Source organism: Streptomyces sp. NBC_00820 (assembly GCF_036347055.1).
Taxonomy (GTDB): Bacteria; Actinomycetota; Actinomycetes; order Streptomycetales; family Streptomycetaceae; genus Streptomyces.
This window is the reverse complement of sequence record NZ_CP108882.1, coordinates 887,942-912,420: the sequence shown is the minus strand read 5'-3', so window position 1 is coordinate 912,420 and position 24,479 is coordinate 887,942. Positions and strand designations below refer to the sequence as shown.

Below are 24,479 nucleotides of genomic sequence, written 5' to 3'. Positions count from 1 at the left end.
GGTGACCCGGAGCGGCCGGGGCCTCCGGGATGTCGATCATTTATGGGGGTGGACATGTCAATGCCGAAGGGATCGAACGCGCCGGTGCCGACGACGGCACTGCGCGTCGAATTGGGCTGGAACACCGGACCCGGCGTGCCCGACGCGGACGCCTCGACGTTGTTGCTGGCGGCGGGAAGAGTCCGCTCCGACGCGGACTTCGTGTTCTACAACCAGCCCGCGCATCTCTCGGGCGCGGTGCGTCACGAGGGCAAGCGGACCGCCGGTGACCGCGTCACCGACACCCTTCTCGTGGACCTCGCGCGCGTGGAGGGCGAGATCGAGCGGATCGTCGTCGCGGCCTCCGCGGACGGCGGCACGTTCGGGCAGGTGCCGGGCCTCTCCGTCGAGGTGACCGACACCGGCACGGGGGACGTCGTCGCCCGCTTCGACAGCCCGGGCGCGAGTGTGGAGACCGCCTTCGTGCTCGGCGAGTTCTACCGACGGCAGGGCGGCTGGAAGTTCCGCGCCGTCGGCCAGGGCTACAGCAGCGGACTCGAGGGCCTGGCCACGGACTTCGGCATCACCGTCGACGAACCGCAGCACACCTCCCCGTCGCCCGCCCCCGCACCGCCGCCCCCCGCCATACCGCCGGCCCCTGCCGCCGTGCCGCCGTCGCAGTCCGCGGTGCCGCCGTCGGCACCCGCACCCGCGCCCGCGATGCCGCCCACGGCCGCCACACCGACGCCGCCCCCGGCCACCCGGTCAACCCCGTTGCCGCCACCGCCCCCGGGCGCGACCCCCGCCCCCCTGCCCTCGCCGCCGGTCCGCCTCACCAAGGTCACGCTCACCAAGGCGGCTCCCGCGGTCTCGCTGGCCAAACAGGGCGGCACCTCCGGCGCCCTGCGGGTCAACCTCAACTGGCAGGTGCGCGGGCGGTTCCACAGCCGGGGCGGCCGCGGGGGCGCCCGGCAGGGCAACCTCGACCTCGACCTGTGCGCCCTGTACGAACTCAGCGACGGCCGCAAAGGCGTCGTACAGGCTCTCGGCAACGCCTTCGGGTCCCTGGACCGGCCGCCGTACATCCACCTGGACGGCGACGACCGCACCGGCGCCGCGGCGAACGGCGAGAACCTCACCGTGAACCTCGACCGCACACGGGACTTCCGGCGCATCCTGGTCTTCGTCACCATCTACGAAGGCGCCACGTCCTTCGCCGACCTGCACGCCACGGTCACCCTCCAGCCGCAGCACGGGGCCGCGATCGACTTCTCGCTGGACGAGTGCACGGTGCCCTCCACGGTCTGCGCGCTCGCGCTGCTCACCAACACGGGCGGCGACCTCGTCGTCCAGCGCGAGGTGCGGTACCTGGTCCCGGAGCGCGGGGTGAGCCCGCAGCGGACCATGGACCGCGCCTACGGGTGGGGCATGAACTGGACGCCCGGCCGCAAGTGACCCGGAACCGGGGTCCGCGGCCGGGGGACCGTGTCAGCCCTTGTCGGGCACCGCGTCCGGACGCGCGTACGTGCGCCCCTTCCACGCCGCGCCCCTGCCCCGGTAGTGCTGTACGGCGGAGTCGACCGTCATCAGCAGGTAGAGGAACGCGGTGAACGGCAGCAGAGGGGCCGGCCACATCGGCTGCCGGTAGTACCGCAGCATGGGTACGTACGTCGCCGTCATCACCGCCCATGCCGCCGCGCCGACGGCCGCTGTCCCCACGCTGCCCGTGACGGCCCCGGTGACCACGGCCACGGGCGGCACCAGATACACCAGGGCGAGCCCGGCGACCGTGCCGAGGAGCAGCAGCGGGTTGTGCCGCAGCTGCGCGTACGCGCTGCGCGAGACCATCCGCCACAGGTCGTGCAGCCGCGGGTACGGGCGCACGCTGTCCACCCGCTCGGCCAGCCCCAGCCAGATGTGGCCCCCGCCGCCCTTCACCGCGCGCGCGAGCGCCACGTCGTCGATGACGGCATGCCGGATGGCGTCCGGGATCCGCGCCCGCTCGGCCGCGTCCGCGTGCAGCAGCACACAGCCGCCCGCCGCCGCCGCGGTGCGCGAGCCCCGCCGGCCGATCCACCGGAACGGGTACAGCTGCGCGAAGAAGTAGACGAACGCCGGGACCACCAGCCGCTCCCACAGGCTCTCCACCCGCAGCCGCGCCATCTGCGACACGACGTCGAAACCGCCGGTCCGCGCCGCCGCCACCAGCGCGCGCAGGCTGTCCGGCTCATGCGCGATGTCCGCGTCCGTCAGGAGCAGGTACTCGGGCTCACGCGCGCGTGCCAGCCCGATGCCGTGCCGCACCGCCCACAGCTTGCCCGTCCAGCCCGCCGGCGGCTCCCCGGGGGAGTCCACCGTGAGCGGCAGCCCGCCATGCCGCGCGGACAGCTCCCGGGCCAGCTCCCCGGTGCCGTCGGTGCTCCCGTCGTCCACCAGGAAGACCTCCGCCCGCCCGGGATAGTCCTGGGCCAGCAGTGAGGGGAGGCTCGCGGGCAGTACGGCGGCCTCGTCACGGGCCGGGACGACCACGCAGACCGACGGCCAGGCGTCCGGTTCCCGGCGGGGCGGCAGCCGGACGTCCGTGCGCCAGAAGAAGCCCTGGCACAGCAGCAGCCAGCACCAGGCGACGAATGAGGCGACGGCCGTCCACACAAGGGCGCTCACAGGCGCAGTCTGCCCCACCGGACCGGCCCGCACGGGACGATCGACTATCGTGGCCGGGTGAAGATCGCGCTCATGGACTCCGGAATCGGCCTCCTCCCCGCCGCCGCCGCGGTACGTCGACTGCGGCCCGACGCGGAGCTCGTCCTCTCCTGGGACCCGGACGGGATGCCCTGGGGGCCGCGCACTCCGGAGGACATCACGCGGCGCGCCATCGCCGTGGCCGAGGCCGCCGCCGCACACCGGCCCGACGTCCTGATCGTCGCCTGCAACACCGCCTCCGTGCACTCCCTGCCGCAGATGCGCGCCCGTTTCGAACCGGAGCTGCCGATCATCGGCACGGTTCCGGCGATCAAGCCGGCCGCCGCGGGCGGCGGACACGTGGCGATCTGGGCGACTCCCGCCACCACCGGCAGCGCATACCAGCGCGGTCTGATCGAGCGCTTCGCCGACGGTGTGACCGTCACCGAGGTGCCCTGCCCGGGGCTGGCCGACGCGGTGCACCACGCGGACGAGGCGGCCGTCGACGCCGCCGTCGCCGCCGCGGCCGCGCGCACCCCCGACGACGTGACGACCGTCGTCATGGGCTGCACCAACTACGAACTGGTCGCCGAGCGCATCCGGGCGGCCGTCCAGAAGCCCGGCATGCCGCCGCTCATGCTGCACGGTTCCGCCGGGGCCGTCGCCGCCCAGGCGCTGCGCCGGATCGGCGCGGAGCCCACCCCGCAGGCCGAGGCCGAGACCGGTCTCACCGTGCTGCTGAGCGGACGCGAGGCGGAACTGCCCGGGACCGCCCTGTCCTACCCGGAGGGCCGGCTGCTGCAGGCCGTCAGGGCCGCCCGCTGACCCGCTCCCGCACGACGCCCCTCACGGCGCGCTTCACAGCGTCCGTCCCGGCGTCCTTCACGGTGCCCTTCCGCACCGGTCACCCTCCGCGAGCAGGTAGCCGCTCAGCGAAACCTGAGTAACCTCGTAGACATGAGGGACCACCGCGACGTCGAGGACGCTCCGCACCCCGACGTCTGGACGGGTCGCGCCACCAACCGCGCGCAGTGGCTGCTGGCGCTCGTCGGCGCGGCCTGCATGGCGCTGGGCATCCAGCTGGCCGTGCAGTCGGCCTGGACCTCCGGCATCGTCCCGCTCGTGATGTCCGTCGTGGGCTGCATCGCGGCCGGCCTGCTGGTCCTCTTCGGCACGCTCGCCTTCGTGCACGTCGACCTCAAGCTCGACGAGGACTCCCTCGAGGTGCGCTGCGGCCACATCGGCGTGCCCCGCCGCCGTATCCCGCTCTCCGACGTCGTGGGCGCCGACTTCACCCCCCATGTCACCCCGCGCAACTGGGGCGGCTGGGGCTACCGCTGGCGTCCCGAGAAGGGCACCGCGGTCGTCGTACGCCGGGGCGAGGGCATCGTGCTGAGCCTGTGGGACGGCCACACCTTCACGATCACCGTGGACAACGCCGAGTCGGCGGTCCGCGTGATCAGGGCCAGACTGCAGACGATCGCCCCCGGCACGGCACACTGACGGTTCCCCCCTGACGCCGCCCCGCCCTGTCCGGTCGGTTCCGCGGCGGTCACTTCGCGGGCGTTGCCGCGGACCGGCGCTGACGGCACTGGTGGCCGCGCCCGCCGGGCGGTTCCCCGGCTGCCGCGCCTGGCAGGACGACCGACCGACTCCTCGGCGGGTCCGGCCGTTCACTCGACTGCAGTACCGGGAGGGCCGCGGGACCAGTCCGCTTCCGGCCCCGGCCTGGCGGCCGGTGGCCCCGCCACCGCTCCTCCGGGCGTCGGCGGGCCGCTTCCGCTGAGCGTCGGCCGGTCACCGGTGGCCCTTGCGTGGTCTGCGTGGCCGCCCTTCCGGATCTGCCCGGCCGCCCCCGCCGCTCCTCGGAATGCCTCTTCCGCCCCTCAAGCGGACAGCGTCTCCTCGCCGGCCCACGGGCGCGCCGTCGCCCAGCCGGCCAGCAGGCCCGCGCCCGCCGTCACGGTGGTGAAACTGAGCGCGTTGCCCGCCGAGGCGATCACGGTCAGTGCCGTCAGCGCGGCACCCGCGCTCAGGGCGACGGGGGTCGAGCGCGGGCTGCGCCACAGGGCGTGGAGCACCCAGCAGAACACGGCCATCAGCAGGAGCACCCCCACCAGGCCCTGCTCGGCCAGCTGCTGCAGCGGCGCCGAATGCGGTTTGCCGTCCGGCAGCACCCCCGGCGCGCTGCCGCTCAGCTCGCCGAAGCGGCCCGGCCCGACGCCGAGGCCCGGAGCCCGGTGGGCCAGCCGCAGGGCGTCCTGCCACAGCTGGACCCGGTGCGCGTCGAACCGGCCGGTCAGCGCTTGGGCGAGACCGCCGGGCAGGGCGCCCGCGGCGACCGCCCACACCGTTCCGGCCGCCGCGGCGGCCACCAGCGCCAGCCCCGTGATGCCGACGCCCCGGTGGGCCATCGAGCCCGCGGCGAGCGAGCAGAGCAGTACGGCCGCGCCCGCTGTGCACCCTTCGGCCGATCCGATGGCGGCCCCGGTCAGCGTGATCCCGGCGGCGAGCGCCCGCAGGCCCAGCCGCAGCGCCGGCACGGGTGTGGCCCAGGAGGCGCAGCACGCCGCGCCGGTGGACAGCGCCAGCAGCGCGGCGACGGCACCGGCCTGCCCCAGCGGGGCGGTGTACCGGGAGCCCGGCGCGAGATCGGGCATCAGCACGGCCAGCGCGAGCCCGGCCGACGCGCCGACGCACGGCGCGACCACGGGGAGCAGCGCCCCGGAGATCCGGCCCGCCGCGTAGCCGGCGGTCGCGGCCAGCACCGCGAGCAGCACGCCCTCCGGCCGCCCGTCGTGGACCGCGGCGGTGATCAGCGACCAGCCGGCGCAGAATCCCAGCAGGATCATGCCCGTGCCGTCAGAAACGTTTCGTCTGGCGTGGTCCGTGTCCGTGCCGGCCACGGCTCTCATCCCCGTCGACATCACTGTCGCCCCTCGTACCCAGTCCCCCGGCTGTGGCAGGCCCCGACCGCGCGCACCGATACCGGCCGCACCGCTGAGGCTGGGCACACCGTAACGGCTGATGGCCGGTTTGGGGACGAGTTGCGCCGGATCGTCGTGATTCCCCGGCGTGCCGGCAGGGGGCGCCCGGCGCACGGACCGCGCTGTCGGGGCCGAGGTCAGCGGCCGTACACTCCCCGGGTGACCGTCACCACTACCTCCGCGGACCAGCAGGATCAGCTCAGGCCGGCGTCAGCGCACGGCCGCCGGATGCTGCGTCTGGTCCCGGCCGTCGCCGCCGCGCTCTGCGGCGTGCTGCTCTACGTCAGTTTCCCGCCGCGCGCCCTGTGGTGGCTGGCCCTGCCCGCCTTCGCCGGCCTCGCCTGGGTGCTGCGCGGCCGTGGCTGGAAGGCCGCCCTCGGCCTCGGCTATCTGTTCGGGCTCGGCTTCCTGCTGCCGCTGCTGGTGTGGACCGGTGTAGAGGTGGGTCCGGGCCCCTGGCTCGCCCTGGTCGCCATCGAGGCCGTCTTCGTCGCCCTGGTAGGCGCGGGCATCGCCGCGGTCTCCAGGCTGCCGGCCTGGCCGGTGTGGGCGGCGGCCGTGTGGATCGCCGGAGAAGCGGTGCGCGCGCGTGCGCCGTTCCGCGGGTTCCCCTGGGGCAAGATCGCCTTCGGGCAGGCCGACGGCGTCTTCCTGCCGCTCGCCGCGGTGGGCGGTACGCCGGTGCTCGGCTTCGGAGTCGTCCTGTGCGGCTTCGGCCTGTACGAGGCCGGGCGGCTGATCGCCGAGCGGCGCCGTACGCGGACCGTCCGGCGCCCGGCCGCGGCCGCCGCGCTGCTGAGCGTCGTCGTGCCCGTCGTGGGCGCGGTCGCCGCCCGGGCGCTGGTGAGCGACAAGGCCGAGGACGGTACCGCGACGGTCGCGGTGATCCAGGGCAACGTGCCGCGCTCGGGGCTGGAGTTCAACGCCCAGCGGCGGGCCGTGCTCGACTACCACGCGCGCGAGACCCTCAAGCTCGCCGCCGACGTCAAGGCCGGCAAGGTCGCCAAGCCCGACTTCGTGCTGTGGCCCGAGAACTCCTCGGACGTCGACCCCTTCGCCGACTCCGACGCGACCACCGTCATCGAGGGCGCGGCCGAGGAGATCGGTGTGCCCATCTCGGTCGGCGCGGTCGTCGAGCGCGACGGCAAGCTGCTCAACGAGCAGGTCCTCTGGGACCCGGACAAGGGGCCGGTCCAGACCTACGACAAGCGCCAGGTCCAGCCGTTCGGCGAGTACCTCCCGCTGCGTTCCCTCGTCGGCGCGATCAACGGCAACTGGACCAGCATGGTCCACCAGGACTTCAGCCGGGGCACCAAGCCGGGCGTGTTCGACATCGACGGGACCAAGGTCGGCCTCGCCACCTGCTACGAGGCCGCCTTCGACTGGGCCGTACGGGACACCGTCACGCACGGCGCGCGGATGATCTCCGTGCCGAGCAACAACGCCACCTTCGACCGCAGCGAGATGACCTATCAGCAGCTCGCCATGTCCCGGATCCGGGCCGTCGAGCACAGCCGTACCGTGACCGTGCCGGTGACCAGCGGCGTGAGCGCGGTCATCATGCCCGACGGGAAGGTCACCCGGAAGACCGGCATGTTCGTGCCCGCCTACCTGGTCCAGAAGGTGCCGCTGCGCTCCTCCGAGACGCCCGCGACCCGGCTGGGCATCCTGCCCGAGATGGCGCTGGTGCTGGTCGCCGCGGGCGGGCTCGGCTGGGCGATCGGCGCCGGCATGCGCGGCCGGCGCGCCGGAGACTCGTAGCCGTGCGACCGCCGTACGCCCCCTGAACGGGAACGGGGGCGGCCGGTGGGGCCGCTAGGGTCGGGCTCATGGCAACTCCTGAATTCATCCGTACGCTCCGGACCTCGGCGGGCCACCAGTTGCTGTGGCTCCCCGGGGTCACCGCGGTCGTGTTCGACGACGACGGCAGGGTCCTGCTGAACCGGCGGACCGACACCCGCAAGTGGTCGGTGCTCGGTGGCATCCCGGAGCCGGGCGAGCAGCCCGCCGCCTGTGCCGTGCGGGAGGTCTTCGAGGAGACGGCGGTGCGCTGCGTCCTTGAGCGGGTCGTCCTGGTGCAGGCCCTGGAGCCGGTCACGTACCCCAACGGCGACGTCTGCCAGTACATGGACATCACCTTCCGCTGCCGGGCCGTGGGCGGCGAGGCACGGGTCAACGACGACGAGTCGCTGGAGGTGGGGTGGTTCGAGGTGGACGCGCTGCCCGACCTGAACGAGTTCGGGCGCTTCCGGATCAAGCAGGCCATGTCCGAGGGACCCACATGGTTTGACCCTATGAGTCTTGACTGAAGTGTGGGCCGACGCCACATGTGGTGACGTGTGGGGCCCGCCTATGGTCGCCCCATGACCACGTCCAGCTCGTCGAGCTCGTCCGGCCCCGTGCCCGGCTCACACCCCCTCCCTTCCCCTCCACACGCCCTCTCCCTCGACCTCGGCGGCCGTACCGCCCTCGTCACCGGGGCCGCCGGCGGCATCGGCCGCGCCTGCGCGCTGCGGCTCGCGGCCGCAGGGGCCCAGGTGAGAGCCGTGGACCGGGACGAGGCCGGACTGGCCGAACTGGCACGACTGGCCGAGCGGGCGGAGGGCCTCGCGGGAGCGGTCGTCCCGCACGTCCTGGACCTCACCGACCTCGACGCCGCCGAACGCGCCGCCGCCGGCGCCGACATCCTGGTCAACAACGCCGGACTGCAACTCGTCCGCCCTCTGGAGGAGTTCCCGCCCGAGGTCTTCCACACCGTGCTGACCGTGATGCTGGAGGCGCCGTTCCGGCTCATCCGCGGTGCCCTCCCGCACATGTACGCGCAGGGCTGGGGCCGGATCGTCAACGTGTCCTCCGTTCACGGTCTGCGCGCCTCGGCCTTCAAGTCCGCCTATGTGGCCGCCAAACACGGCCTGGAAGGCCTCTCCAAGACAGCCGCCCTCGAAGGCGCACCCCATGGCGTGACCTCGAACTGTGTGAACCCCGCCTATGTGCGCACCCCACTGGTCGAGAAGCAGATCGCCGACCAGGCGTGGGCGCACGGCATCCCCGAGGAACGCGTCCTGACCGAGATCCTGCTCAAGGACAGCGCCGTACGACGGCTCATCGAACCGGAGGAGGTCGCCGAGAGCGTCGCCTACCTGTGCAGCCCGCAGGCGTCCTTCGTCACCGGCACCTCACTGGTGATGGACGGCGGATGGACGGCCCACTGACCGGGTCCGCGGCACCGGACCCGGACCCGGATCCGGAAGTTTTCCACAGGCCTGACGGGCCGCGCGGCCGATGCGGAATCCTGTGACCATGTCTCGCGATCACGTCCCGCCGGCCGGGCGCCCCGCCACCCGGAACGCCACGAAGACGTCCGACGCCGGCGCGGAGGTCCCCTACCTCCAGCTGCTGGCCCGCGACGCCTCCGTGGAGGCGTACGAACAGCCGGTGCTGCTCGCACGCGCCGAGGGGCGCCCGGCCGACCTGATCGCCGCCCTGGAGCACGCCAAGCTCCTCGCGCTGCGCGTGCGTTCCGAGCTGGAGGGCCGCCGCCGCCGGGAGGCCGAGCTGTCCGCGCTCTTCGAGACCGCCCACGACCTCGCCGGGCTCAGGGACCTGGACGCCGTCCTCCCGGCGATCGTGCAGCGCGCCCGCTCCCTGCTCGGCACCGACATCGCCTACCTCAGCCTGAACGACCCGGCACGCGGCGACACCTACATGCGGGTGACCGAGGGCTCCGTCTCCGCCCGCTTCCAGCAGCTGCGTCTCGGCATGGGGGAGGGGCTCGGTGGTCTCGTCGCGCAGACCGCGCGGCCGTACGTCACCGACGACTACTTCCAGGACGCCCGCTTCCAGCACACCCTCACCATCGACGCGGGTGTGCGCGACGAGGGTCTGGTCGCGATCCTCGGTGTCCCGCTGATGCTCGGCCCGCACGTCATCGGCGTCCTCTTCGCCGCGGACCGGCGCGCCCGGGTCTTCGAACGCGCGCAGATCGCCCTGCTCGGCTCCTTCGCCGCACTCGCCGCGGCCGCCATCGACACCGCCAACCTGCTCACCGAGACCCGTTCGGCCCTGGCCGGACTGGAACGCGCCAACGCGATCATCCGGGACGGCAGCGCCGTCATCGAGCGCGCCTCCGACGTGCACGACCGGCTCGCCGAACTCGTCCTGCGCGGCGGCGGAGTCCACGACGTGGCCGCTGCCGTCTCCGAAGTGCTCGACGGCACGGTCGAGTTCGCCGAGACGGACGGAGCGCCGGCCGGGGCTCTGGAGGCGTCCCGCGCCGAGGGGCACGCCGTACGGCACGGCAACGACTGGATCGCCGCGGTGGCCGCCGGCGGTGAACTCCTCGGCGCACTGGTCCTGCACGGCCACCCGGGTCTGGACCCCGTCGACCAACGCACCCTGGAACGGGCGGCGATGGTCACCTCGCTGCTCCTGCTCGCCCGCCGTTCCGCGGCCGAGGCCGAACAGCGAGTACAGGGCGAGCTGCTGGACGACCTCTTGGACGCCCACGACCGGGACCCGCGCCTGCTGCGCGAACGCGCCGACCGGCTGCACGCCGACCTGGACGCCACCCACGTCGTCCTCGCGGCCCGCCTGGACGGCCCCGCGGCCGACGCCGACGAGGAGGCCGCCGCCCGCCGCAGGCTGGGAGCCGCCGCCGCCCACCTCGCCGCCACCCGGCACGGTCTCGCCTCCGCCCGCGACGGCGGCACGGTCCTGCTGCTCCCGCTCGGCGCCGGTGACACCGCCACGGACGTGGCCCGCCGCACCGCCCGCGACCTCGGCACGGCCGTCCACCGGCCCGTCACCGTCGGCGCCTCCGCCCCCGTCACCGACCTGGCCGCCCACCCCGACGCGGTGACCGCCGCCTACGCCGAGGGGCGCCGCTGCCTGGACGCGCTGCACCTCCTGGGCCGGGGCGGAGACGGCGCGGCGGCCCAGGACTTCGGCTTCCTCGGCCTGCTCCTCGCCGGCGAACGGGACATCGGCGCCTTCGTCGACCGCACCATCGGCCCGGTCGTGACGTACGACGCACGGCGCGGCACCGAACTGCTGCGCACCCTGGACGCCTACTTCGCCTGCGCGATGAGCCCGGCGCGCACCAAGGACGCCCTGCACGTGCACGTGAACACCGTCGCCCAGCGACTGGAGCGGGTGGGCCGGCTCATCGGCGAGGACTGGCAGACGCCGTCCCGTGCCCTGGAGATCCAACTGGCCCTGCGCCTGCACTGGCTGGCGGCACCGGGACGACGCTGACCGGCCCCCGCGCGAGGCGCGCGAGGACCGGCCGGCACACAGGGGACGGTGCCTCGACTCGTCGGTCAGACGGACCGGGCCCCGGCCGCCTCCGGCTCACCGGCATGCTCCCCGTCCCGCGCGCCCACGTCGGCGAGGTCCCGGTGCCGGGTCTCCCTGGCCACGCCCACGGCGACCAGGGTCAGCAGCGCGGCCGCGATCACGTACAGAGCGATCGGCGTGGAGCTGTCGTACTCGGCGAGCAGGGCCGTCGCGATGAGCGGGGCGGGCGCGCCTGCCGCCACGGAGGCGAACTGGGCACCGATGGAGGCACCGGAGTAGCGCATCCGGGTGGCGAACATCTCGGCGAAGAAGGCGGCTTGGGGCGCGTACATCGCGCCGTGCAGCACCAGCCCGACCGTCACGGCCAGGACCAGGTACCCGAACTTCCCGGTGTCCGCGAGCGAGAAGAACGGGAACATCCACAGGCCGATGCCCGCCGCGCCGAACAGGTACACGGGGCGCCGGCCGACCCGGTCGGAGAGGGCGCCCCAGGCGGGGATCACGGCGAAGTGCACGGCGGAGGCGATGAGGACGGCGTTGAGCGCGCTCTGCTTCGAGAGACCGGCGGACGTGGTGGCGTAGACGAGGACGAACGCGGTGATCACGTAGTAGCCGATGTTCTCCGCCATCCGGGCACCCACCGCGACGAGCACGTCCCGCCAGTGGTGGCGCAGCACGGAGACGAGCGGCAGCTTCTCCCTGTCGCCTTCCTTCCGCGACTCGGCCCGCGTCAACGCCTCCTTGAAGACGGGCGATTCATCGACGGACAGACGGATCCACAGGCCGACGACCACCAGCAGACCGGACAGCAGGAACGGGATCCGCCAGCCCCAGGTGCCGAACGCCTCGTCCGAGAGCACGGCGGTGAGCAGCGACAGCACACCGGTCGCGAGCAACTGCCCGGCCGGCGCGCCGGTCTGCGGCCACGAGGCCCAGAACCCGCGCCGCCGCGCGTCCCCGTGCTCCGACACCAGCAGGACTGCACCGCCCCACTCGCCACCGAGCGCGAAGCCCTGCACCAGTCGCAGCACCGTCAGCAGGACCGGTGCGGCGCTGCCCACCGTCGCGTGCGTGGGCAGCAGGCCGATCGCGAACGTCGCCCCGCCCATCAGCAGCAGACTCAGCACCAGCAGCTTCTTGCGCCCCAGCCGGTCACCGTAGTGCCCGAACACCAGCGCCCCGATCGGCCGCGCCGCGAACCCGACCGCATACGTCAGGAACGACAGCAGCGTGCCCACGAGCGGGTCCGAGCCCGGGAAGAACAGCTTGTTGAACACCAGGGCCGCGGCGGACCCGTACAAGAAGAAGTCGTACCACTCGACCGTGGTGCCGATGAGGCTCGCGGCGACGATGCGGGGGAGCTTCGCCGGGGGCGAAGGCGGGGGAGCGGTGTTCGGGGATGCCATGTGCGCCACTTCCTCGTGTGCGGTGGGGACGGGTGTGTGTCGGCACACCGTAGAAACCCGCAGGTCAGGCGCACATGTGGTGGGACACCATAGTTCGGGGTGAGAGTGTGCGTGCGGCCCCCATGCCGAGGTTCTGAGCCCAAGTCAGAGACTCGATCGGCGGCGGCGCGGCGAACGCGGCCGGCGCCTGGGAGATACGCGACGAGCGCTGCACCTGGGACGCCGAGGACCGGCTGACCCGGGTCGTCACCCCCGGCGGTTCCGGGTCCCCTCCGCGAACTGATCGACGAGTCCGGGGAACACCTGGAGAGCCCGTGCGGCGCTCTGAGGAAGAATATTCTGGGAGGTGTGAAGCCGCACCCACACGCGCCTTCACGTATTCAATGTCAACTATCAGGGTTGGGCGCTGTTCGTCGATCTGCAGGCCGGATTCGTCAATCTCACGCCTTTCGAAAAATTCAAGCTGTTGAGGACCAACTGATGTACACGATGGAGCAGGCGGAGCAGCTCGCGGCCGGATTTCTCCGACAGGAGTCCGCAGGATGGGAGTGCGATGTCGCCCTGATCCAGGAGGGCAGGGCCAAGATCCCGAAGGGTGGGTCCTTCTATTTCTTCTACCAGTCCGTTGACTACATCACCACCGGCGATGACAAGTACTACCTCTATGGCCCCAATTGCATCGCGGTGCACAGCGCTACCGGTGCATGCCGATCGGTGGACGTTCACGAGGCACTGGCGGTGCTTCCGTCCGGTTCGGGTCACTGACATCGGGCGCGGGTGAGTACGTGCCGCCCCCATTCCTCGGCTCCGAGCTGAAGGCAGAGGCGCAATCCTCGCTGCAATAAGGGGTGTTCGCGACGCCTGAAGGGCTGCGCGGGGTTGCTCCTGCCGGCGTCCGGGTCGAGGCGGACATTGACGTCACCGGTGTGTCGATCGCCTGAAGCCCCCACCCTCGCGCCTACGTCCGGCCCACCGCGGCGCTGAGCCCGCATGGACGGGGAATATGCAGGACGTATATCCGCCGTACCTCACGCGTCTGCCACCGACTGCCAGAGTCTCTTCAACGAGGCGTCCGGCGGCGAAAGGGTGGGCTGTTGCATACGCGATGGCGGGGAGTGACCGTACTGGGGGTGTCCGCGGGCTCCGGTAAGACGAGCGTTTCCGGCGGCATCCTGCGCGCACTCACCGATCGCGGAGTTCCGGTCAAGCCCTTCAAGGCCGTTGCCGTGGTGGATCCCGACGATCCGGCTTATCCGGACGTGCCGGCCCCGCTGCGCGGAGCACTGCACAACTGCGGTTCAGCCCGCGTCCGTCCGCAGTGGTGGCACAACCCGGTCACGGTGGTTCCCGACCCGCAGCGGCGCCACGAAGGCGAACTGTTCCTGTGCGGTGTTCCGGCCGGTGACGTCCCCATCCGGGGGCAGGACAGCATCGACCTGCACCGCATCTCACCCCGGCTGCACGCGAGGTGCGCCGACGCGGTGCAGGAGGCGCTGCGCCAGGGACCGGCGGCCCAGCTGGTGATCGAGGGCGCGGGCGCGGTGGGCGAACTGGACCCCGAGCACGATCTGGCCAACCACCTCGCGCCCGTCTCCGCCGGTCCGCCCGTGATGCTCGTGGTCAACGCGGCTCGCTCCGGGCATGTCACCGCGCTGGCCGGCGTACGGCACATGGTGGCGCCGGAACTGCTGCGGCTCGTACGCGGCCATGTGCTCAACCAGGTACGCGACGCCGAACACGCCCGCGCCACCGCCGAGAGGACCCGTCGGGGCTCGGACTTCCCGCTGCTGGCCACCCTGCCCGAGGCGCTGCTCCCCGACGGCTACGACGGAACCCCGGAGAAACTCCAGCCGGTCTATGACCGGTCAGCCCGCAACGTGGTCCGCTCCGGGCTGCTGGAGCGGCTCGGGCTGGACCTTTCCGTACGAGACCGCGAGGCGGTGGCGGCCGAGTGAACGCCATCAGCACCCGGGGCCTGCGCAGGACGTTCGTCCGGAAGTCCGCCGAGAAGGTCGCGCTGCACGGCATCGACATCGAAGTCCCGGAGGGCGAGGTGCACGGGCTGCTCGGGCCGAACGGCGCGGGCAAGAGCACGCTCTGCAAGATCCTGTCCACGGTGCTGCTTCCCACCTCCGGCACCGCGAGCGTCATGGGCCGGGACGTGGCCACCGCCACCACCGCCGTACGGTCGCTGATCGGAGTCTCCCTCGGCGGCGACCGCGGCCTGTACGGCAGGCTGTCGGCCCGGCAGAACCTGCGCTATTGGGGTGCGTTGTACGGGTTGAGCGGCCGCGTCCTGGATGCGCGGGTGACGACGCTCCTGGAGCGGGTGGGCCTGTCCGGCCACGCGGACGACCGGGCCGAGACGTTCTCCCGGGGCATGAAGCAGCGTCTGCACCTGGCCCGTGCCATCGTCCACGACCCGCCTGTGCTGCTCCTGGACGAGCCGACCGCCGGCCTTGACCCGGTCGCGGCACACGGGTTCAGGACCATCATCGAGGAACTGCGGCGAGAGCGGCGCACCGTCCTGCTGGCCACCCACGACATGGACGAGGCCGAGGCGCTGTGTGCCCGGGTGACACTCATCGACGGCGGCCGGGTACTGGCCACCGACAGTCCCCGCACCCTGAGTGAACGGGCCGCCGGGCACCAGCGGGTGGAAGCGGTGGACGCCCCCACCGCCGTCCTCGCCGAACTGCGCCGCCTCCCCGGGGTGCGGGGCATCGAACACCACCCGGACGCCGTGGCGCGGATCGCCGTCGACGACGACCGCAGCGCCCGCGAGGTACTGCGGCGGCTGGTGGACGCGGACGTCACCCGTGTCGCCGTCGTACGGCCGAACCTCGCCGAGATGTATCTCGACCTCGTCGGAGGGCGCGGGATGGAGGTGGGCGGGTGACCGGCTCGTTCACCGCCGCGCGGGCCGCCTTCCGGCTCCAGGCGACACTGCTGCTGCGCTCGCCCGGCAGCCTGCAACCGCTGTTCACCGCTCCCCTCTACACGCTGATCTTCACGGCGATGGCCGAACACTCCGGCCGCCAGGAGACGTTGGGGTACGCGGTCGTGGTGCCGGTACTGATCTCGCTGTGGACCATGGCGCTGCTCACCGCGGGCGACCTGGTCGCCCAGGACCGCTTCGACGGCACGCTCGAACTGCTGGTGGCGGCCCCGGCCGGGATGGCGGTGGTGACCACCGCGCGCATCGCCGCCGTCACCGGGGTCAGCCTGGCCGCCATCGTGGAGTGCTGGTGCACCTCGGCGCTGGTGGCCGGCGACTGGCCGCCCGTCCACCATCCCTTCCTGCTCGCCGCCGGGGCGGTGGCGACGTCGTTCGCCCTGACGTGCGCGGCCTGTCTGATGTCGGCCGGCTTCGTGCTGGCACGCTCGGCCCGGGTGTTCCAGAACGCGCTGAGCTATCCGCTGTACCTGCTCGCCGGACTCACCGTGCCCGTCAGCGCGATGCCCTACTGGGTGCGGCCGCTGAGCCGGCTGTTCTTCCTGTCCTGGTCCGCCGACCTGCTGCGCCGCTCGGTCGCGGCGGCGCCGGTGCCCCACCCGCTGGGTCGGCTGGCGGCCACCGTACTGCTCGGTCTTGTCTGGTACGGGGTCGCTCTGCTCGCCTTCCGTACGGTCCTGGCCCGGGTACGCGCTACCGGAACGGTGGCCCTGGTATGAACACTGTTTCCGACTCCGTACCCGCCGCGGCGCGGGCCCTGCGCTGCGGGGCCGTCAACGGCCTGGCGGATCTGCGGGCGATCCACACCTGGTGGTCATGGACCTTCGGCTGGCTGGCCCGGATGGTGTGCCAGGTGCTGTTCTTCGCCGTCTCGGCGACCGTGCTGGGCCCCGGGGCCGACGCGAAGTTCCTGGTCGTGGGCAACGCGGTCGCGGTGTGCGCGATCGAGGCGATGATGGTGGTCGCCTCCAGCGCCTGGGAACGCCGGTCGGGGACGCTGCCCCTGCTGGTGGCCGGCCCGGCGAATCCGGTGTGGGTACTGTCCGGGCGGGGTGTGCAGTGGCTGCTCAGCGGTACGGCCACCTCGTTCGTCGCCTTCTGCCTGCTGCTGTCGCCCTTCGGGGTGCGCCTGTCGGCACGCACGGCACTGGCCGCCTTGCCGCTGATCGCCTGCGCCTCGGTGTCCACCTACTGTTTCGGGCTCTTCGTGGCGACTGTCGTGCTCGGCTTCCCGTCGCTGCGCAATGTCGCCGCCAACGCGTCGTTCCTCGTGATGATGGCGATCTGTGGCGTCGAGGTGCCGCAGGACTTCTGGCCGTGGCCGGTACGCGCGGTCGCCGACGTTCTCCCGCTCACCCATGAACTCGGAGCCGTACGACGCCTGTTGTCCGGCGCTTCGGCGGACGCGGTGGCCGGTCCCGCCGCGCTGGGGCTGGTGGTGGGGGCCGGGTGGCTGGCGCTGGCCGTGCTCGCCGTGCACCGGCTCGTCGAACGCGGACGGCGCGACGGTTCCATCGAGTTCACCTCGTGAGCCCACCGGCATCACGGGACGCGCCGCACCCCGCTGCGGCCGCACAGACTCCCGGCGCTACCTGCCGCCGGGCCGTAACGGACAGGGAGAGGAGGGGATTTCGATGGAGCGCAACCACGCGACCGGGCTTCGCCCGCGACTGGACAAGGTGAAGGTCGGCGACAAGGCGTAAGTCACCGAGCGCCATCCGTGTGCCGCCGCGGGCGTACTTGTCCGCGGCGGCACCTGCCGCGCCGGGCGACCGGGATCGATGGACGACCGGGATCGATGGACGACGAGGGGGGAGGGCGGGATCCGTGGAGAAGTACCGACTGACCGGCGGAGCGACGCTGCTGGGACGTGCCGAGGACCACTGGCGCACCACCAGCCTGTGCCTGGCGGTGGACTTCGGATCGCGCCATGACCCGCCCGGGGGCGGCGGAACCGCTCACCTCATGGAGCATCTCCTGATGTCGGCCCCGACGGCCGGCGGCTGTTCACTCGTCGAGTACGTACAGCGGCTCGGCGGCAGCGCCAACGCGACCACCGGCCTGGACCGCATGCTGTTCCAGGTCCGGGTGCTCAACCGGGACGCCCCCGAGGTCGCCGCACTGCTCGCCCGTTCGGTTCTGCGCCCGGTCCTGACCGAAGAGGCGCTGGAGAGCGAACGGAAGGTCGTCCTGCAGGAGTTGGCCGCAGCGGCGGCCGACCCCAGTGACGTCGTGCAGGACGCGTTCCTCGGCCGGATCTTCGCCGGACATCCGCTGGGCCGGCCGGTCGGTGGTACCCGCGACGAACTGCTCGGCGCCGACGTCAAGACGGTGCTCGACACCCACCGCGAACGTTTCCTGAGGCGTCCGATGACGCTCGCGGCCGTGGGCGGCACCCCGCACGCGGAACTGCGCGCGGCGCTGGCGGACTCCCCGCTGGGCGAGCCGGCGGCGGACCCGCCCTGGCCGGGAGAAGGCGCGGGCGCGCCGGAACCGCTCGCTTCCGACCTGGCGGTGTGCTGGCCGGACGACGATTTCTGCTGGCTCGCCGTCGGCGGGCGGGCCCCGGCGGTCCACGACGAACGGCGGCACGTGTACACGGTCCTCGCGGACCTGCTGGGCGCGAACCCCGCATCCCTGCTGTACCGGCGGCTGCGAGGCGAAGAGGGGCTCGCCTACATGTTCTTCGCCTGGGCGCGGGCCTACCGCGACACCGGGGCCTGGCGCGTCATGGTCGGCACCGAGGCCGCGAACGGCCCGGCCGTGCTCGCACTCGTACGCCGTCTCCTGACCGACCTGGCCGAACACGGGCCGGACCCTGACGACCTCGCCGTCGCGCGGCGCCAGGCCGTGGCGGCGCTGCTGATGGACACCGAGGACCCGGTCGCGTACGCGCAGCGCATCGCGATGGACGGGGCGGCGTCGGCCGCCGAGCCGGACGGGGCGGACTCCGCCGCGGCGCTGGAAGCGGTCACCGGCGACGACATCCGGGACGCGGCGGCGCGGCTGTGCGAGGAACTGACCGCCGTGGTCCGACCGGACGGAGAGGCCGCATGAGCAGTGCACTGGACGAGTTCCTCACCGCCGCGCAACGCGCCGGAGTCCGTCACAGCTGGGGCGGCTTCGGCTACGTGGGCGACCGCTACACCGACGCGCTCACCGGAGAGGTGTCGTATCTCGTCGAGCACCTCGACCCCGGCGTGCTGACGGCACCGGAACAGCTGACCGCCTTCGCGGACCACGTACTCGGCGAGTGCCCCGGCGCGGACGCCGTGCTGCTGCGCGTCCCCGGCCACCACACGCCGCCGGACCCGTGGACCCGGCGGCTGACATACGTGGTCAAGTCGGATGACAGCGATGCCGAGGACAGCGGTGCCGAGGGTGGCGGTCCCGCGGACAGCGGTGTCGCGGACAGCGGTGTCGAGGGCAGCGGTGTCGCGGTGCGCGCCGCGAACGACGACGACGCCTCCGACCTCGCCCGCTGGCTCGCCGACGCCTTCCAGACGGGCGCGGGCGACCAGGGCCACCCCGTGGAGCGCGGCACGGCTCTCGAACAGGCCGCCGAGGTGATGGCGGCACCGGACCGGTGCTCCTTCGTCGCCCACAAGGACGGCGTCGCGCTCGGCCACGCCACACTGCTCCTCGACGCCCGGGACGACGTGGACGGCACGACGTTCGTGAACCTGGTGGACATCCTGATCGAGGGCCCGGCCGAACGGCGCGCCGCCACAACGGCGTTGGTGCGGGTCTGCGCCGAGAAGGCGGCGGCGGCCGGACGTCCGCTGATCGGCAACGTCATCCACCACTGGAGTGGCGGGCGAGGGGACCGTGTGGTCGGCGCCCTGACGGCGGACGGCTGGCGGACGCACCACGAGTACTGGCGATACTCTCGCCAACTTTCCTCGCCCCCTCCCGAGTTCGACCTCGCCACGCTGTACGGCCTGCTGGAGCTGGACGAGGACGAGCCGCCGGTGGCCCTGGTGCGCCGGGCCCGCGGTATCGCACCGGTCCTGGCGCCGCTGGCCCTGTCGCTCGCCGTGCGAGAGGGCGCCGAGCCCGGTCCGGGAACAGCCGAGGAACTGCGCCGCGCCAGGGAACGGGCGGAGACGTACGAACAGATCCTGCGTACCTGCACACGGGCCGAGCCGGGCGTCCGCCCCGTGAAGGGGCCGTCGCTGCGCCGCTGGTACCCCGACGACGTGGTGCGGACCATGAACGACCTGGACCTCGTCGTGGCGGACGAGGCCGCCCTGTGGCGGGTGGTGGGCGCCGTGCTGTCCCAGCGGACGGTGTCCGGCATGGGACTCTCGCTGCTGGAGGAGCCCGGACGGCCGGTGGACGCCGGACGGCACCTGCTGGCGGCGCCGTACTGGGAGCCCGCCGACCCGCTGCTGGACCCGGAGATGCGGGTGGAGGTCACCACCTTCGGCTACGCGGGCGACATGGCGGCCCTGCCGATCCGGGCGAAGCTGCCCGAGGACCAGGTGCTGGCCGACCTGCTGGCACTCGCCGAGGAACGGATCCAACGGCCCTTCAACGCCAAGGACATGCTCGACGCGAGTCTGCTGCTGCATCCCGCACGGATGCCGGACCCCGAGTTGCTGACGGCGACCGCCGACCAGTACCGGCTGGCTCCGGAACTGGCCGAACTGCTGGAACTGGCCCACCAGCGCGGCGGACTGCTGGGCCACCTCCCCGAGACGCTGACCCGGACACTCGACGACCTCGCAGAGCGCGAACGCGCCCGGCGGAAGGCCCCCGGGCAGCCGCCCGCCGCCCGCACCCGGTACGGCATGCCGCTCGGCCCGGTGCGGATCCCGTCCCCCGGCGAGTCCACCACCCGCACTCACGAGTGCGGGGCGGGCACGTTGCTGCTCACCCCGGCCGGCGCCTATCTGCTGGTGGACAGCGACCGGGTGGACCCGGAGCGGTTCGAGGCCGCGCGGGCCGAGGCCGCGCGGTTCGAGGACGCCGCCCCTGTCCCCGGTCCGTGACCTGCTCGTCCGGTGATCGCCCCGCCCGCACCCGCACCACGCCGCACCGACCCGAACCGTCCGTAGCGCCACACACCGACTCGGCTCACACTCGCTGGGGGAACCATGCCGGCCCTGACAACCACCACGCCGACGAACACCGAGAAGCCGCTTCGGGACGCCGACCTCATCGTGGGCGCTGATCCCGCACGGTCGCTGGACGCTCTGTTCGTCAACGCTCCCCTGCGGGACTACGCCCTACGTCCCCGGGTGAACGACTACACGCTGCCCGTGCTCGGCATGGCCTACATCGCCACCTACGCCCGGCAGGCCGGATTCAACGTCGGCATACTCGATGCCGAGGCCCACGGGCTCGGCATCGAGCGGACCATCGGCATCATCAACGCCGCCCGGCCCCGCTGGGCCGGAATGAACCTGCTGGCGCCCACGTACGAGCTGTCCGCGCGGATCGCCGCCGGGCTGGACGAGGGGATCGCGCTCGTCGTCGGCGGGCACCACGCCAAGGCCATGCCGGAGCGTGTGCTCGCCGACCCGCGCATGGCGCGGCTGCGCGCGCTGGTGCTGGGCGAGGGCGAGCCGCGCGTCGCCGCGCTGCTCGCCGACGAGTCACGCCGCCGCGAGCTGCCCGGCGTGATGTGGCGCGACCGGCTGCTGGGCACCCCGGTCGTGGGGATGGCCCGGGGCCGGGACGCCGGGCGCTGGCTCTCCCCGGACATCGACGCCCTGCCTCTCGTCGACCGGGTGTTCCTTCCGCAGGACCCCTACGTGGCGGGCGACGGCCGCGTCGAGGCGAACATCGTCGGCTCCCGCGGCTGCCCGTACGACTGCGGTTTCTGCGGCGCGGCGGTGTCCGCCAACCCCGACATCAAGATCCGTACCCGCTCGCCCGAGGGCATCATCGAGGAACTGGAGACGCTCAACGCCGAGTACGGTGTCACGGCCTTCCGGTTCGTGGACGACCTGTTCCTCGGCGCCGCGCGCGTCATCAAGCCCTCCATGGAGGCGTTCACCGCGCACAGGATCGGTGAACGGTACGTATGGGACGCCACCGGCCGGATCAACGTCCTGCACCGCGCCGACGACGCCATGCTCGACAACCTGGCCGACAACGGGCTGCGCGAAGTGGCGCTCGGTATCGAATCCGGCAGCGACCGGGTACTGGCGTCCATGGACAAGCGCATCACGGCCGAGATGACCGCGTCGGTGGCCGGCCGGCTCATGGCCCGGGGCATCAACGTGAAGGGGTACTTCATCCTCGGGTACCCCGGCGAACGGCGCGAGGACCTCGACGCGACCGTGCGGCACATCCACCAGTTGTGGGACGTCGCCGACCGGCTGCCGGGCACCTTCCGCGCCTCGGTGTTCGAGTTCCGCCCCTACCCGGGCACGCCGGTGTGGCAGCGTCTCATCCAGGACGGGCACGACGCGGACCAGATGCTCGCCTACGGCGACGTCGACCTGACCGACCAGGGTGCCGACGAAAGCATGCGCGCGCGGGACGAGTTCAACTTCTCGGTCGGCATCCAGTTCGCCGACACTCCGCTGGCCGTGCTGCGCGGCCACCTCGCCGACCTGACCCGGGAACAGCACACACGCGGCAGTGCCGAGAAGACAGCCGTCTGACCACCCGGACAGCCTGGACGGACGCGGATCACGCGGGGGACCGCGCACTCCTCGCCGATCTCGCGGGCGTCGTGCGCCCGCGAGATCGGCGCGCCACCGTGATCACAGGCAGCCGAACGCCGAGATCCCCGACAGAGCCGCCCCTCTAGGGCCTCTCTTCCGGATCTTGCCGGGGTCGCGGGGTCTGGCACGCACATCTGCTGCGTTGTCGTCTGTCGCCGACGCGCCGCGTCGACTCCCTCCTCCGCCTTGCAGCTGCACGCACCAGACCCCGCTCGGGCCGGCCAGAAGGCACCGCAGACCGGAGCCGGCCTGATCCGGAAGAAAGGCCCTAGCAGTCGACCGCGGAGCCGAGTTCGTTGAAGAGCTCGAAGGAGTAGGCACGCAGGAGGTCGTGCAGGACGTAACGGCCGGGGGTGCGCTCGCGGATCATCTGCGTGCGGGAGAGTTCGACGATCAACGCGTGGGCCTGGCGGGGGCTGTCACCGATGAGACGCGCGGCGACCGCCACGCTGATGTCGGGCCCCTGATGCGCCGACAGCAAGCGGAACATGCGTGCGGCCGGAGCGCTGAGCTGCTGGTAGGACCATGACAGTGCCGTGCGGAGGTCGGTGTCGCCCTCGCCCGTGAAGGCGTCGAGGCTTCCGTGGGCGGCCCGCAGTTCCGTCGCGATCGCCTTGAGGGGGAACCGCGGGTGGATCTGGGCCCTGGCGGCCACGATGGCCAGGGCCAGGGGGAGACGGCCGCACAGGTCGACTATCTCTTCCAGGGCTTCGGGCTCCGCGGATGCCCGCTCGGAGCCCAGCCGTCGGATCATGATCTCCATCGCGGATGCCGTGTCCAACGAGTACAGCGTCAGCGGGGCGGCCCCCTCCGCGGCGACGAGGGTCGGCAGAGGAGGACGGCTGGTGATGACGGTGCGGCAGTCCGGCGCCGCGGGCAGGAGCGCACGTACCTGCTCGGCGTCTCGCGCGTTGTCGAGAATGATGAGCACTCGGCGCCGGACGAGAGCGCTGCGGTAGAGCCCTGTCCATTCGTCCGGGCTCTCCGGGGGCCGGGCGGGGTGGATACCCAAGGCGTGGAGGAAGGCCTGCTGCGTCGTGGTCGGGGAGATGGCGGGAGCGCTGCTGAAGCCCTTGAGGTCGACGTAGAGCTGCCCGTCGGGAAACAGATGGGCGACCCGGTGTGCCCAGTGGACGGCCAGAGCGGTCTTGCCGGTGCCCGCCGCGCCGTTGATCGCGGTGACCGTCACGGCGCCGGCCGGGCCGTCGGCTTCGGACACCAGGGAGTTCAGGTGGGTCAGTTCCCACTCGCGGCCGACGAACGCCACCGGGTCCCGGGGGAGTTGGGCGGGAAGTGTCGGCAGCGGCGCGGGAGGCGGTACGACGGCGTCCTTGCGGGCGTCAGCGGGGCGGGCCGGTGTGCCGCGGGCCGGGCCCTCCTTGTGCTGTCCGTCCGAGCCGACCAGTTGGGGGTCCGCCCCCAGGATGCGCTGATGCATGGTCCGCAGACCGGGACCGGGCTCGACGCCCAACTCCCGCCGTAACACGGTGTGGGCACGGCGGTAGACATCGAGGGCCTCGGTCTGCCGGCCGGAGCGGTACAGGGCCAGCATCAGCAGTTCGGAAAGGCGCTCGCGCAGCGGGTGGGTCTCGAGGAGGTCGAACAGCTCCACCGAGGCCTGTGCGTGCCGGCCCCGCTCGACATCGATCGCCAGGCACTCCTCGGCGGCGAGTATCTTCCATTCGTTCAGGACGTTCCGCTGGACCTGCGCGAAGGGGGTCTTCTGCCCCGCCAGTGGGGTTCCCGACCAGATGCGCAGCGCTTCACGCAGCAAGGTGGCCGCGTCCTCGATCGCACCCTGTGACCTGGCCGCACGGGCCCGCACGGTGAGGTGCCGGAACCGCTCCACATCCAGGCTTTCCGGCGCGGTCGACAAAGCGTAACCACCGCTTCGGGTTCGTATGAGGCTTTTCTTGGGGCCCAGGATATGGCGCAACCGGGTGATGTAGGTGCGGACGACACTGGTGCCGGAGGCAGGAGGGTGTTCACCCCACACGGCACGGACAAGATGTTCCGTCGGCACTTGGGCGCCGTTGTTCAACAGCAACACCGCCAGTACGGTCTGCTGCTGCGGAGATCCGAGCGCGATCTCGGTCCCACCGCGCCAGGCCCGCACCGGGCCGAGCAGGGAGAACCGCACGGCATCCGGCTGAGGCTTGTCTTCCTGATCCCGCGTGCCCCGCGCATCCGCGATGTCCGGGCAGCGAGTCCCGGAGTCCAGTTCGATGAGGTCGGGCATGCGGATCTCCGTTCAGTGCGTGCAGGTGGGGGGTGGTGGTCGGCAAGGGGCGGACTCCGAGGTGCGGCCGAGACACCGTCCCGTGGCCCGTGGACCGCGGGTGACGGCTTCCTCGCGCACCGCCGTGAAGCGCCGCACTCCGCGGCACACGGAAACCCGGCGGGGACGTTCCGGGTGGATTTCTCCGCTCTCCTGATCTGATTTCTTCCTCGGTGAAATGAATCGTCAGCGCCGCCTGCGACGAGGTCGGCTGCG

Annotated in this window: 19 protein-coding genes; 15 read left to right on the top strand and 4 right to left on the bottom strand. The window is 72.5% G+C overall.

Annotated elements, in window-relative coordinates:
* The first annotated feature begins 60 nt into the window (after positions 1-60).
* Complete coding sequence (locus OIB37_RS04265) at positions 61-1,434, top strand: TerD family protein (protein WP_330456155.1); 1,374 nt, start codon at positions 61-63, stop codon at positions 1,432-1,434.
* Between the two features lie 33 nt (positions 1,435-1,467).
* Here the strand turns inward: OIB37_RS04265 and OIB37_RS04260 are convergent, their stop codons facing one another.
* Complete coding sequence (locus tag OIB37_RS04260; protein WP_330456154.1) at positions 1,468-2,643, bottom strand: glycosyltransferase; 1,176 nt, start codon at positions 2,641-2,643, stop codon at positions 1,468-1,470.
* Between the two features lie 57 nt (positions 2,644-2,700).
* Here OIB37_RS04260 and OIB37_RS04255 point away from each other — a divergent pair, with 57 nt between their 5' ends.
* Together OIB37_RS04255 and OIB37_RS04250 are read left to right on the top strand one after the other, a co-directional pair.
* On the top strand, positions 2,701-3,486 hold the full coding sequence (locus OIB37_RS04255; protein WP_330456153.1) for a glutamate racemase: 786 nt from the start codon (positions 2,701-2,703) through the stop codon (positions 3,484-3,486).
* A gap of 132 nt (positions 3,487-3,618) precedes the next feature.
* A complete protein-coding gene (locus OIB37_RS04250; protein WP_330456152.1) occupies positions 3,619-4,164 on the top strand; it encodes a hypothetical protein in 546 nt (181 codons plus the stop codon).
* Positions 4,165-4,547: 383 nt separating this feature from the next.
* Here OIB37_RS04250 and OIB37_RS04245 read toward each other — a convergent pair whose 3' ends face one another.
* A complete protein-coding gene (locus OIB37_RS04245; protein WP_330456151.1) occupies positions 4,548-5,513 on the bottom strand; it encodes an O-antigen ligase family protein in 966 nt (321 codons plus the stop codon).
* A gap of 294 nt (positions 5,514-5,807) precedes the next feature.
* On the opposite strand from OIB37_RS04245, the gene lnt reads away from it, so the two are divergent.
* The 4 genes from lnt (at position 5,808) to OIB37_RS04225 (ending at position 10,901) form a co-directional block, all read left to right on the top strand.
* The gene (gene lnt / locus OIB37_RS04240) at positions 5,808-7,409 is read left to right on the top strand and encodes an apolipoprotein N-acyltransferase (protein WP_330456150.1); all 1,602 of its coding nucleotides are present in this window, start codon (positions 5,808-5,810) and stop codon (positions 7,407-7,409) included.
* A gap of 68 nt (positions 7,410-7,477) precedes the next feature.
* A complete protein-coding gene (locus OIB37_RS04235) occupies positions 7,478-7,957 on the top strand; it encodes an NUDIX hydrolase (RefSeq protein WP_330456149.1) in 480 nt (159 codons plus the stop codon).
* Between the two features lie 54 nt (positions 7,958-8,011).
* A complete protein-coding gene (locus OIB37_RS04230; protein ID WP_330456148.1) occupies positions 8,012-8,860 on the top strand; it encodes a 3-hydroxybutyrate dehydrogenase in 849 nt (282 codons plus the stop codon).
* Positions 8,861-8,948: 88 nt separating this feature from the next.
* Complete coding sequence (locus OIB37_RS04225; RefSeq protein ID WP_330456147.1) at positions 8,949-10,901, top strand: helix-turn-helix domain-containing protein; 1,953 nt, start codon at positions 8,949-8,951, stop codon at positions 10,899-10,901.
* Positions 10,902-10,966: 65 nt separating this feature from the next.
* Here the strand turns inward: OIB37_RS04225 and OIB37_RS04220 are convergent, their stop codons facing one another.
* Positions 10,967-12,349, bottom strand: a complete 1,383-nt coding sequence (locus OIB37_RS04220; RefSeq protein ID WP_330456146.1) for an MFS transporter — start codon at positions 12,347-12,349, stop codon at positions 10,967-10,969.
* Positions 12,350-12,829: 480 nt separating this feature from the next.
* On the opposite strand from OIB37_RS04220, the gene OIB37_RS04215 reads away from it, so the two are divergent.
* The 8 genes from OIB37_RS04215 (at position 12,830) to OIB37_RS04180 (ending at position 21,922) form a co-directional block, all read left to right on the top strand.
* Positions 12,830-13,114, top strand: coding sequence for a hypothetical protein (locus OIB37_RS04215; RefSeq protein ID WP_330456145.1), 285 nt, complete (start codon positions 12,830-12,832; stop codon positions 13,112-13,114).
* Positions 13,115-13,479: 365 nt separating this feature from the next.
* Positions 13,480-14,304, top strand: a complete 825-nt coding sequence (locus OIB37_RS04210) for a hypothetical protein (RefSeq protein ID WP_330456144.1) — start codon at positions 13,480-13,482, stop codon at positions 14,302-14,304.
* A complete protein-coding gene (locus OIB37_RS04205; RefSeq protein ID WP_330456143.1) occupies positions 14,301-15,248 on the top strand; it encodes an ABC transporter ATP-binding protein in 948 nt (315 codons plus the stop codon). The genes OIB37_RS04210 and OIB37_RS04205 overlap by 4 nt, the downstream gene beginning before the upstream one ends.
* Positions 15,245-16,024 (top strand): ABC transporter permease, encoded by a 780-nt coding sequence (locus OIB37_RS04200; RefSeq protein WP_330456142.1) that lies wholly within the window; start codon positions 15,245-15,247, stop codon positions 16,022-16,024. Before OIB37_RS04205 ends, OIB37_RS04200 begins: the two co-directional genes overlap by 4 nt.
* A complete protein-coding gene (locus OIB37_RS04195; protein ID WP_330456141.1) occupies positions 16,021-16,836 on the top strand; it encodes an ABC transporter permease in 816 nt (271 codons plus the stop codon). Before OIB37_RS04200 ends, OIB37_RS04195 begins: the two co-directional genes overlap by 4 nt.
* Positions 16,837-17,132: 296 nt before the next feature.
* Positions 17,133-18,362, top strand: coding sequence for a M16 family metallopeptidase (locus OIB37_RS04190; RefSeq protein ID WP_330456140.1), 1,230 nt, complete (start codon positions 17,133-17,135; stop codon positions 18,360-18,362).
* Entirely contained in the window at positions 18,359-20,299 is a 1,941-nt protein-coding gene (locus tag OIB37_RS04185) for a hypothetical protein (RefSeq protein ID WP_330456139.1), read from the top strand. The genes OIB37_RS04190 and OIB37_RS04185 overlap by 4 nt, the downstream gene beginning before the upstream one ends.
* Positions 20,300-20,404: 105 nt before the next feature.
* Entirely contained in the window at positions 20,405-21,922 is a 1,518-nt protein-coding gene (locus OIB37_RS04180; RefSeq protein ID WP_330456138.1) for a B12-binding domain-containing radical SAM protein, read from the top strand.
* Positions 21,923-22,253: 331 nt separating this feature from the next.
* On the opposite strand, the gene OIB37_RS04175 is transcribed toward OIB37_RS04180, so the two are convergent.
* A complete protein-coding gene (locus OIB37_RS04175; RefSeq protein ID WP_330456137.1) occupies positions 22,254-24,224 on the bottom strand; it encodes an AfsR/SARP family transcriptional regulator in 1,971 nt (656 codons plus the stop codon).
* Positions 24,225-24,479: the final 255 nt, after the last annotated feature.